Source organism: Amphritea atlantica, assembly GCA_024397875.1.
In the GTDB taxonomy this organism is placed as follows: Bacteria; Pseudomonadota; Gammaproteobacteria; order Pseudomonadales; family Balneatricaceae; genus Amphritea; species Amphritea atlantica_B.
In genome coordinates, this window is sequence record CP073344.1 from 413,279 (window position 1) to 422,500 (window position 9,222).

Below are 9,222 nucleotides of genomic sequence, written 5' to 3' on the forward strand. Positions count from 1 at the left end.
GCGTTTATGAAGTGGGTAGATGTTTACGATATCGCTATAGAGCTGGATGAAAAGTATCCTGATACCGATCCGCTGACAGTCAGCTTTCCTGATCTGTATGAGTGGGTGATGGCGCTGGATGGCTTTGATGATGATCCTGATCGCTGTGGTGAAAAGGTGCTGGAAGGGATTCAGATGGCCTGGATCGAAGAGCGTCAGTAGAAGATACTGAAAAAGCCCGCAAATGCGGGCTTTTTCGTGGTTGGAGATGCTGTTCAGTGAGGATTGCATAGCGTATAATTGCGCGTTTCATTTTTCTGGCAAGTCTGCGACTTTAGTCTGCCGGCTTCAAATTGCCCTGAACTTTATACAGAGGATTAATAGCACATGGCTATCGAACGTACTTTTTCTATCATCAAGCCTGATGCAGTCGCAAAAAACGTTATTGGTAAAATCGTTTCTCGTTTTGAGTCTAACGGTCTGAAAATCGTTGATATGCAACTGAAGCAGCTGAGCCGTGAAGAAGCTGAGGGTTTCTATGCTGAGCACAAAGAGCGTCCGTTCTTTGGTGATCTGGTTGAATTCATGACTTCTGGTCCTGTTGTGGTTCAGGTTCTTGAAGGTGAAAATGCTATCGCTCTGAATCGTGACCTGATGGGCGCAACTAACCCACAGGAAGCTGCTGAAGGCACTATCCGTCGCGATTTCGCACAGTCAATCGATGCGAATGCGGTTCATGGTTCTGATTCTCCAGCATCTGCTGAACGCGAGATCGCTTACTTCTTCGGTAAGTAATCCCTGCGGGCCGCTGACCGGCGGCCCGTCATTTCATGAAAGTTGAGACCGTTATGACTGAATCCACTCCAAAAACTAACTTGCTCGGATTCTCTCCCAAAAAACTGGAAGAGTTCTTTGTGAGTATCGGCGAAAAACCTTTTCGTTCGACTCAGGTACTGAAATGGATTCATCAGTTTGGTGCCAGCAGCTTTGATGAAATGACTAATATCAGCAAGGCGCTGAGGCAGAAACTGAGTGAGGTTTCTGAAATCCGCGAGCCTGAAGTGTTGGTGCAGAATATCTCCAAGGATGGTACCCGTAAATGGGTGATCCAGCTGGATGGAGGCTCCGCCGTTGAAGCGGTACTGATTCCGGAAAACGGCCGGGCGACTCTGTGTATCTCATCCCAGATTGGTTGCTCGCTGGATTGTAGCTTTTGCTCGACCGGTAAGCAGGGCTTTAACCGTAACCTGAGTGCTGCAGAAGTGATCGGTCAGGTACGGGTGGCAATACGTTCATTTGGCCCGTTTGACCCCAATGGCGACCGTCGGGTTACCAACGTGGTGCTGATGGGTATGGGGGAGCCGCTGATGAACTTCGACAACGTCGTCGATGCGATTCATCTGATGATGGATGATAATGCTTACGGTCTGTCCAAGCGTCGTGTTACTTTAAGTACTGCGGGTGTCGTGCCTCAGATCGATAAACTGAGCCAGGTCACAGACGTTTCTCTGGCTATCTCACTGCATGCGCCCACCGATGAGTTACGTGACCAATTGGTGCCGATTAATAAGCGCTATCCGATCGCCGAGCTGGTTGATGCCTGTAACCGTTATATGGCAAATTTGAAGGATAAACGGGTTATTACAGTTGAATATACTCTGATTGCCGGTGTTAATGACCACCCAAGTCAGGCAAAACAGCTGGTTAAGCTGTTAAAGCGTTTACCCTGCAAGTTAAACCTAATACCATTTAACCCGTTTCCGAATTCAGACTATCGACGTCCGTCTGAAGATGCGATTCAGGCCTTTAAAATGGTCATGGTTAAAGCCGGAGTTATAACCACGGTACGGCGGACCCGGGGTGACGATGTTGATGCTGCGTGTGGGCAGTTGGTAGGGCAGGTGATGGACCGTACCCGTCGTAGTGAAAAATATATCCCACTGAAAGATGCCAGTGGTGTGCAACAGGAACCGCCCCGTTAATTACGCAAAGTGAAACTAATCTCGCCAGGAGTGAATACGATTGAAAGGTTATCTGATATTACTGATTAGTCTATTGATTACCGGGTGTGCGGGACAACAGGTTACAACAGCAGAGCAGGACACTCCTAAAGCGGTTAAGGCGTACAATTCACTGGGTATGCAGTATTTACGCCGCAGTGATACCGCTAATGCCAAGCTTGCCTTTCAGCGCTCCATTGAGATTGATTCTGGTTCTGCACAGGCTTATAACGGTCTGGCGATGGTTTTTCAGTTAGAGCAAGATGCACCGTTGGCAGAGCGCTATTTTAAAAAAGCGATCAAGGTAGAGCCGGATAGTGCCATGCTGCACAATAATTATGGCGCTTTTTTGTTTAGCCGTAAGCGCTACCCGGAGGCCTGCAAAGAGCTGGGCCGGGCAACCGAAGATCCCTTTTATAATCAGCGCAGCCAGGCCTTTGAAAATCTTGGCCGGTGTTATCGGCTGATTGATCGTCTGGACGCCGCTGAACATGCCTTTAAGCGCAGTCTGACATTGAATCCGAAAAGACCTCTGGCGATTTTGCAACTATCTGATGTGATGCTGCAGAAAGGTGATCTGGAAGAGGCTGTCAGTTTTTTCGACCAGTACAGTGCAATGGTGGATGCTAAGCAGGTTCAGCATTCCGCGCAGAGTCTGTGGCTTGGGGTGCAGATCTCCCGGCTGAAGAATAGCGGCATTGATGCTGCGACCTATGGTCTGATTCTCAAGAACTTGTTTCCGGATTCAGAAGAGTATCAGCAGTATAAGGAGTCGACTCCGTGAGTAATGAGCAGTTGCTGAATCAAGAAGCTGAAGGAATCGAAACAGATTTTCCGGCACACGAGCTTCCGGTTGCCCGGGAACAGCTGGGGCTGACTAAGAGTGATGTGGCCCGTGAGCTAAGGCTGTCAGAGAAGTATATCGACTCACTGGAACGTGGTGCATTCAATGAGCTGCCAAGTATGGTGTTTGCCCGCGGTTATGTGCAGTCTTATACCCGGCTGCTGAAACTGGACACAAAGCGCTATCTGGACCTTTTTGACCGGCTTTATGGTCGTACCGGGGCAGGCGCTGCGCCTCAGTTTCGTATTGCGCCAGGGGTGCAGTCAACTGCGAAGCTTGGCGATCCGGTTATTAAATGGTCAGCCTGGATATTTATACTGGTGATCGTCGCTGCGACCGTGTGGTGGTGGAAAACTCAGCAGGGAGAAGGGCAGCCTGTATCCCAGATGCCGGCGGCGCAATCGGTGGAAGTTGAGTCGGTTGATGGCAGTACTCTGATCGTACCATCAGGTATAACCGAAGAGTCTGACGCTCAGGGGGGAATGCAGGCTGAGATTGATCCTGCTATGCCTGAAGAAGCTGTTGAGGAAGAAAGCACTGTTGATGCCACAACGGATTCGTCTGTTGAGGCGCTTTCCACTGAATCTGACGATGGACCAGAAACTCTGGTTGTCGCGGGGGATGCCGTCGAGGAACCTGTTCAGCAGCCGGTCATCGGTACCGATGCTTCACTGCGGATTACCTTTACCGATGAGTGCTGGGTTAGTGTTGAAGATCATACCGGTAAGGTGCTGGCCATGCGGGTTAAGCCTGCTGGAAGTGAACTCAGTGTTACCGGAGAAACACCGATTAAGCTCCTGCTTGGCAAGGTTGAAGCGGTAGGCGAGGTGTTTTTTAATGGTACGCCGGTAGAGTTTAACCGCGATAGCCGTTCAGGTGTGGTGCGTTTAACTCTGCCTCAATAATGAATAAAGTCGTAACAGATCGGGTAATGAACATTGGCCAAGATTAAAGCCATACGTGGAATGAATGATATCCTGCCAGACCAGACACCGGTCTGGCATTTTCTTGAGAATAGTGTGAAATCGGTGCTCGGTGCTTATGGATATTCAGAGATCCGTATGCCGATCGTCGAGCAGACAGATCTTTTTAAGCGTTCCATCGGCGAAGTCACCGATATCGTAGAGAAAGAGATGTATACCTTTGAGGATCGTAACGGCGAAAGCCTTACATTGCGTCCTGAGGGTACTGCCAGCTGTGTACGTGCCGGCGAAGAGCATGGCTTGCTGTTTAATCAGACTCAGCGGCTCTGGTATCAGGGACCGATGTTTCGCTATGAAAAACCGCAGAAAGGGCGTTACCGTCAGTTTCATCAGATCGGCGTCGAAACCTTTGGCATGGCCGCCGCTGATATTGATGCTGAAGTGATAATGCTCAGCGCGCGTTTGTGGAAACAGTTAGGCATTATTGATTCGGTTACCCTGCAGCTGAACTCGCTTGGCAGCAACGAGGCGCGGGCCGATTACAAAGCGGCCCTGGTTGACTATCTGTTGGCGCGAAAAGATCAGCTGGATGAGGATAGTCAGCGGCGCCTGAGTAGCAATCCATTAAGAATTCTGGACAGTAAAGATCCTCAGACCCAGTTGCTGCTGGATGGTGCGCCTTCATTGAGTGATTATCTGGATGAAGAGTCCCGGGAGCACTTTGCCGAACTCTGTGCAATGCTTGATCAGGCGGGGATCGCTTATGAGTTGAATCCGCGTCTTGTACGTGGACTCGATTACTACTGCAAGACCGTTTTTGAATGGGTCACCGATAAGCTCGGAGCTCAGGGTACTGTGTGTGCCGGTGGGCGGTATGATGGTCTGGTTAAGCAGTTAGGTGGGCGACCAACCCCGGCGGTAGGGTTCGCCATGGGGGTCGAGCGTCTTATTCTGCTGTTGGAAACCTTAGCCGTGGTTCCGGAAGCGGTTAAGCAGCCATTTGATCTCTACCTTGCGGCAGAGCATAAAGGGCTGCAGCCGCAGCTGATCGTATTGGCTGAGCAGTTACGCGATGAAATTCCAGGTTTGAGAATCAGGGTGCACTGCAGTGGTCTGAAAAATATCAGCAGTAAAGCCCGACAGGTGGGCGCTCCCTGGGTGGTGCTGGTTCGAGAAGAAAACGGCTCGCTGGTTGCAAACCTGTGGTATAACTCTGAACCAACATACGATGTTCAGGTCAACAACCTGAGCAGCTTGCTGCAGCAGCAACAGGCATAATAACTAAATTTAGAAAGGCGATTAGGAGCTGGCTGTGTCGGATATGCGCACTGAAGAAGAACAGGTTGAAGCGTTAAAGAACTGGTGGAAAGAGAATGGTAAGTCTTTAGTGCTGACTCTCGCTCTGGCACTGGCGGTTATTTTCGGCTGGAAGGCGTGGCAAAATAATCAGCGTATCACTGCTGAAAATGCCGGCACAATGTATCAGAACCTGGTTCAGGCGGTACAGCTGGCAAGTGCGCCACAAGCGACCGATGATCAGCGGACGACTGCTGCGCATCTGGCTAAATCGCTTAAAGATGAATACGGTGATACCGCCTATGCTCGTTTTGGGGCTCTGTTCAGTGCGCGCCTGTATGTTGATAAAGGTGATTATGAGGCTGCGTTGAGCGAGCTGGACTGGGTGTTGGCGCAGTCAGAAGATAGTGTCATGAAAACGGTAGCCACCATGCGTAAAGCGCGGGTTATGGCAGCCATGGGTGATGCTGATAAGGCGATAACTCTACTGGACGGGCTTAAAGAGCCGAGTTTCAGTGTCAGTGTTGCTGAACTGAAAGGTGATCTTTATCTGGCGGCCGGAGCGGTAGATAAAGCACGGGCAGCCTATCAGTCAGCTGCGGCTGACGCCCCTCAGGGAGCGCGTCCGCTGCTTAACCTGAAGCTTGATAGTCTGGCTGCAAAAGGAAGTTAACAGATGAAACAGCTATGCAGAGTGTTACTGCTTACTACCAGTATGCTGACGATGACAGCATGTGGCTGGTGGGGTGGTGAGGTCGAGATTGAACCGGCTGAACTGATTGATTTTCAGACCGAAAAAGAGGTCAGTGTCCTGTGGAACCGTTCTGTTGGTGCGGGGCTGGGCGACAAGTTTAACAAGCTTAGTCTGGCCATTAACGGCGATGTTATTTATGCATTGGATGTTGATGGTAAAGTGTTTGCGATTAACCGCGGAGATGGCGCGGTGATCTGGGAAACCGATCTTGATATCCCTGTTTTAGGGGGAGTAGGTGTTGGGCCGAACCATGTGGCTGTGACGACCGAGCCGGGTGAAGTGGTTATGCTCAGTGCCGATGATGGCGTTGAGATGTGGCGTCAGCAACTCAGTAGTGAAACCCTGAGTCCGGTTCAGATGAATACCGACATAGCGGTTGCTCAGCTTCAGAATGGTAAGCTGGTCGCTATGGATATAAGTACCGGTAAGCGTCTCTGGAGCTACGACAGTCAGATTCCGCGACTGACACTGCGGGGCACCAGTGCACCCATCGTTGCCGCCAATGTGACCATTGCAGGGTTTGCCAACGGCAAGCTGGTTGCTGTTCGTAATGATAGTGGAGCGGAATTATGGGAGCGTCAGGTGACGGTTCCTGAGGGGAAAACAGAGCTGGAGCGTCTTATCGATATTGATGCCCGGCCTCTCTATATTAACGGTGTTATCTATATTGTCTCTTATCAGGGCCGTCTTGTTGCTGTGAGCGCCTCAGATGCCCAGGTTCTCTGGTCGCAGAAAGCATCAAGTTATCAGAGCCTTGCCGCTGGATTTGGCAATATCTATGTAAGTCAGGAGAATGGCTTTATAGAGGCGTTTGATCAGCGCAGCAGTGCCAGTGTCTGGCGTCAGACTGCACTGGAAAACCGCCAGACTACAGCGCCTGTGGCACTGGGTACCACCGTTGTGGTGGGAGATTTTGATGGTTATCTGCACTTCATGTCCCAGGTTGATGGGCATTTCGTAGCCCGTTATCAGGTGGATAGTGACGGTATGCGTGGTGATATGGCCGTGGTTGATGATGTTCTGTATGTACTTGGGAATGGCGGCCGTCTGGTCGCACTTCAGTTAAACTAACAGCAGAGCTTCTGATCAGGCGGCTAGCTGTTATGTCAGTTAGCCGCCATTTTGTTTTATATGAAACAGTTTCTAAAAAGTTGGTACTAAAAATATGCTTCCGGTAATTGCACTCGTCGGCCGACCAAATGTGGGTAAGTCGACACTGTTTAACAGACTGACAAAAAGTCGCGACGCGCTCGTCGCTGACTATTCTGGTCTGACTCGTGACCGGAAGTATGGTGAAGGCCGGCTGGGTGAGCGGGACTATATTGTTGTTGATACCGGCGGTATTTCAGGTGATGAAGCGGGTATCGATTATAAGATGGCTGAGCAGTCGCTGTTGGCGATTGAAGAAGCTGATATCGTTCTGTTTCTGGTGGATGGACGTGCCGGACTGAATCCTGCAGATGAGATGATTGCCGACCATTTGCGACGTTCCGAAAAAGAAAGCTATCTGATAGTTAATAAGACCGATGGCCTTGATCCTGAAATCGCGATGGCTGATTTCCATGGCTTAGGTTTATCTGAGCCTCTGCCGATCGCCGCATCACATGGGCGTGGTGTTACCCAGTTAATTGAACACGTTCTGGCGGAACTACCGCTTCGGGAGGAATCTGAAGAGGATGAAGAACGCCAGCGGCAAAAGAAAATCGCCATTGTTGGTCGCCCAAATGTCGGTAAGTCGACTCTGGTGAACCGGATCCTGGGTGAAGACAGAGTGGTTGTATTTGACCAGGCTGGTACCACCCGGGATAGTATCTACATTCCATTCGAAAGGGATGAGGAAGCCTATACGCTGATTGATACGGCAGGTATCAGGCGACGCAAGAATGTCACTCAGGCAGTTGAAAAGTTTTCTATTATCAAAACTTTGCGTGCAATTAATGATGCGAATGTCGTGGTACTGGTAATCGACGCCCGTGAAGGTGTATCGGAGCAGGATCTGCATCTGCTGGGGTATGTTCTGGATTCTGGTCGGTCTTTGGTTATTGCGGTTAACAAATGGGATGGCATGTCGGGCGACGAGAAAGAGGAGGTGCGTGAGCAGTTGCGCCGCCGCCTGGAATTTGTCTCTTTCGCCCGGATGCATTTCATCTCCGCCTTGCATGGCAGTGGCGTAGGCAACCTGTTTGCCTCTGTCGATGAAGCGTATGGCTTCGCCATGACAAAGTGGGCAACGAACAAGTTAACCCGTTTACTGGAAGATATTGTTGCAGATCACCAGCCACCAATGGTCAATGGCAATCGTATTAAGTTGCGTTACGCTCACCAGGGAGGATCAAATCCACCCATTATCGTAATCCACGGAAACCAGACCAGCGCATTGCCTGGTTCCTATAAGCGCTACTTAGAGAATAAGTTTACTAAGGTTCTGGGAATAAAAGGGACACCTCTGAGGTTTGAGTTCAAGAGTAGTGAAAACCCATTCAAAGATAAAAAGAATGAGCTGACAAAGCGGCAGGTGATGAAAAAGCTACGTCAGAAACTGCACAATGATAAGCAGAAAAAGAAAGGTAAAAAGCGATAAGGTTCTTTTATAGGAGCTAGACGCGACTTCGTCGCTTGCTAGTGGCGAGAACGGAAACTGCGTTTCCTGCTAGAAAAAGCAAAACAAAACATAAAAACCGCCGCGAGGCGGTTTTTATGTTTAAGGTTTAAGAGATTGTTGTTCTACAGACTCGCTTACGAAGTGGGTTTTCACAATACCCATAAAGAAGGCTCTGCTAGCGACTAGCAAGTCGCGAAGCGACGTCTAGCCAGCGGCGTAGCCGCGTTCTAGCTACTTGTCTTTTCGAAGTGCGATTTTTTCACAATTTCTTAACTTTTTCGTGCTCCCCCTGTTGACTCCTCAGCTCCAGAATGTAGAATGCGCTCCTCGCTTGAGACAGCCACCGGAAACGGTCACTGAAACAAGTCGGGCTGTTGAGTTTAACGCCTTGATAACACAGAGTTAAATCTGTTAATCGAGTCGGGATAGCAAAACAGGAAGGCGATCAGAATGGTTTGAAAATTTACTGAAAATTCTCAAACAAAATGGTTGACTTCAACGGGGTGTTGAGTAGAATACGCACCTCGCTTGAGACGACTCACTGGCAACGGTTGAGAGTTGATAGCAACGCTCTTTAACAGATAGATCAGATAATTCGTGTGGGCGCTTGTTGAGATGAAGCACAAAAGCTTTATCAAAGTAAGCGACACATAAGTGAATTCATGCAAATGTTTTTATGCAAGTTGTTTAATGCTTTGAGCTAGATTTACCGAATGCCTTTTTCCGGCATTCTTGATTTAAACTGAAGAGTTTGATCATGGCTCAGATTGAACGCTGGCGGCAGGCTTAACACATGCAAGTCGAGCGGTAACAGAGAGTAGCTT

Annotated in this window: 9 protein-coding genes and 1 rRNA gene (1 of these 10 running past the window's edge); all 10 read left to right on the top strand. The window is 49.6% G+C overall.

Annotated elements, in window-relative coordinates; all coding sequences use genetic code 11:
- Nucleotides 1-6 precede the first annotated feature (6 nt).
- Nucleotides 7-201 carry a Fe-S cluster assembly protein IscX gene (gene iscX / locus KDX31_01745; GenBank protein UTW03787.1) on the top strand — a complete coding sequence of 65 codons (195 nt, stop codon included), beginning with the start codon at nt 7-9 and terminating at the stop codon, nt 199-201.
- Nucleotides 202-366: 165 nt separating this feature from the next.
- The gene (gene ndk / locus KDX31_01750) at nt 367-774 is read left to right on the top strand and encodes a nucleoside-diphosphate kinase (protein ID UTW03788.1); all 408 of its coding nucleotides are present in this window, start codon (nt 367-369) and stop codon (nt 772-774) included.
- Between the two features lie 53 nt (nt 775-827).
- Nucleotides 828-1,961: a 23S rRNA (adenine(2503)-C(2))-methyltransferase RlmN gene (gene rlmN / locus KDX31_01755; protein ID UTW03789.1), complete on the top strand. Its 1,134-nt coding sequence runs from the start codon at nt 828-830 to the stop codon at nt 1,959-1,961.
- A gap of 40 nt (nt 1,962-2,001) precedes the next feature.
- A complete protein-coding gene (pilW, locus tag KDX31_01760) occupies nt 2,002-2,763 on the top strand; it encodes a type IV pilus biogenesis/stability protein PilW (GenBank protein ID UTW03790.1) in 762 nt (253 codons plus the stop codon).
- On the top strand, nt 2,760-3,728 hold the full coding sequence (locus tag KDX31_01765) for a helix-turn-helix domain-containing protein (GenBank protein ID UTW03791.1): 969 nt from the start codon (nt 2,760-2,762) through the stop codon (nt 3,726-3,728). Before pilW ends, KDX31_01765 begins: the two co-directional genes overlap by 4 nt.
- 33 nt (nt 3,729-3,761) lie before the next feature.
- Nucleotides 3,762-5,024 (top strand): histidine--tRNA ligase, encoded by a 1,263-nt coding sequence (hisS, locus tag KDX31_01770; protein UTW03792.1) that lies wholly within the window; start codon nt 3,762-3,764, stop codon nt 5,022-5,024.
- 43 nt (nt 5,025-5,067) lie between these two features.
- The gene (locus KDX31_01775; protein UTW05260.1) at nt 5,068-5,715 is read left to right on the top strand and encodes a tetratricopeptide repeat protein; all 648 of its coding nucleotides are present in this window, start codon (nt 5,068-5,070) and stop codon (nt 5,713-5,715) included.
- Between the two features lie 3 nt (nt 5,716-5,718).
- Complete coding sequence (bamB, locus tag KDX31_01780) at nt 5,719-6,867, top strand: outer membrane protein assembly factor BamB (protein UTW03793.1); 1,149 nt, start codon at nt 5,719-5,721, stop codon at nt 6,865-6,867.
- 94 nt (nt 6,868-6,961) lie between these two features.
- On the top strand, nt 6,962-8,377 hold the full coding sequence (gene der, locus KDX31_01785) for a ribosome biogenesis GTPase Der (GenBank protein UTW03794.1): 1,416 nt from the start codon (nt 6,962-6,964) through the stop codon (nt 8,375-8,377).
- Nucleotides 8,378-9,137: 760 nt separating this feature from the next.
- A 16S ribosomal RNA gene (locus tag KDX31_01790) occupies nt 9,138-9,222 on the top strand (it continues 1,458 nt past the right edge of the window).

Excerpts from the sequence above, each read along its gene's own strand:
- rlmN (UTW03789.1), top strand. The coding sequence starts at position 828 with ATGACTGAATCCACTCCAAAAACTAACTTGCTCGGATTCTCTCCCAAA.
- ndk (UTW03788.1), top strand. The coding sequence starts at position 367 with ATGGCTATCGAACGTACTTTTTCTATCATCAAGCCTGATGCAGTCGCA.
- iscX (UTW03787.1), top strand. The coding sequence starts at position 7 with ATGAAGTGGGTAGATGTTTACGATATCGCTATAGAGCTGGATGAAAAG.
- der (UTW03794.1), top strand. The coding sequence starts at position 6,962 with ATGCTTCCGGTAATTGCACTCGTCGGCCGACCAAATGTGGGTAAGTCG.
- KDX31_01775 (UTW05260.1), top strand. The coding sequence starts at position 5,068 with ATGCGCACTGAAGAAGAACAGGTTGAAGCGTTAAAGAACTGGTGGAAA.
- bamB (UTW03793.1), top strand. The coding sequence starts at position 5,719 with ATGAAACAGCTATGCAGAGTGTTACTGCTTACTACCAGTATGCTGACG.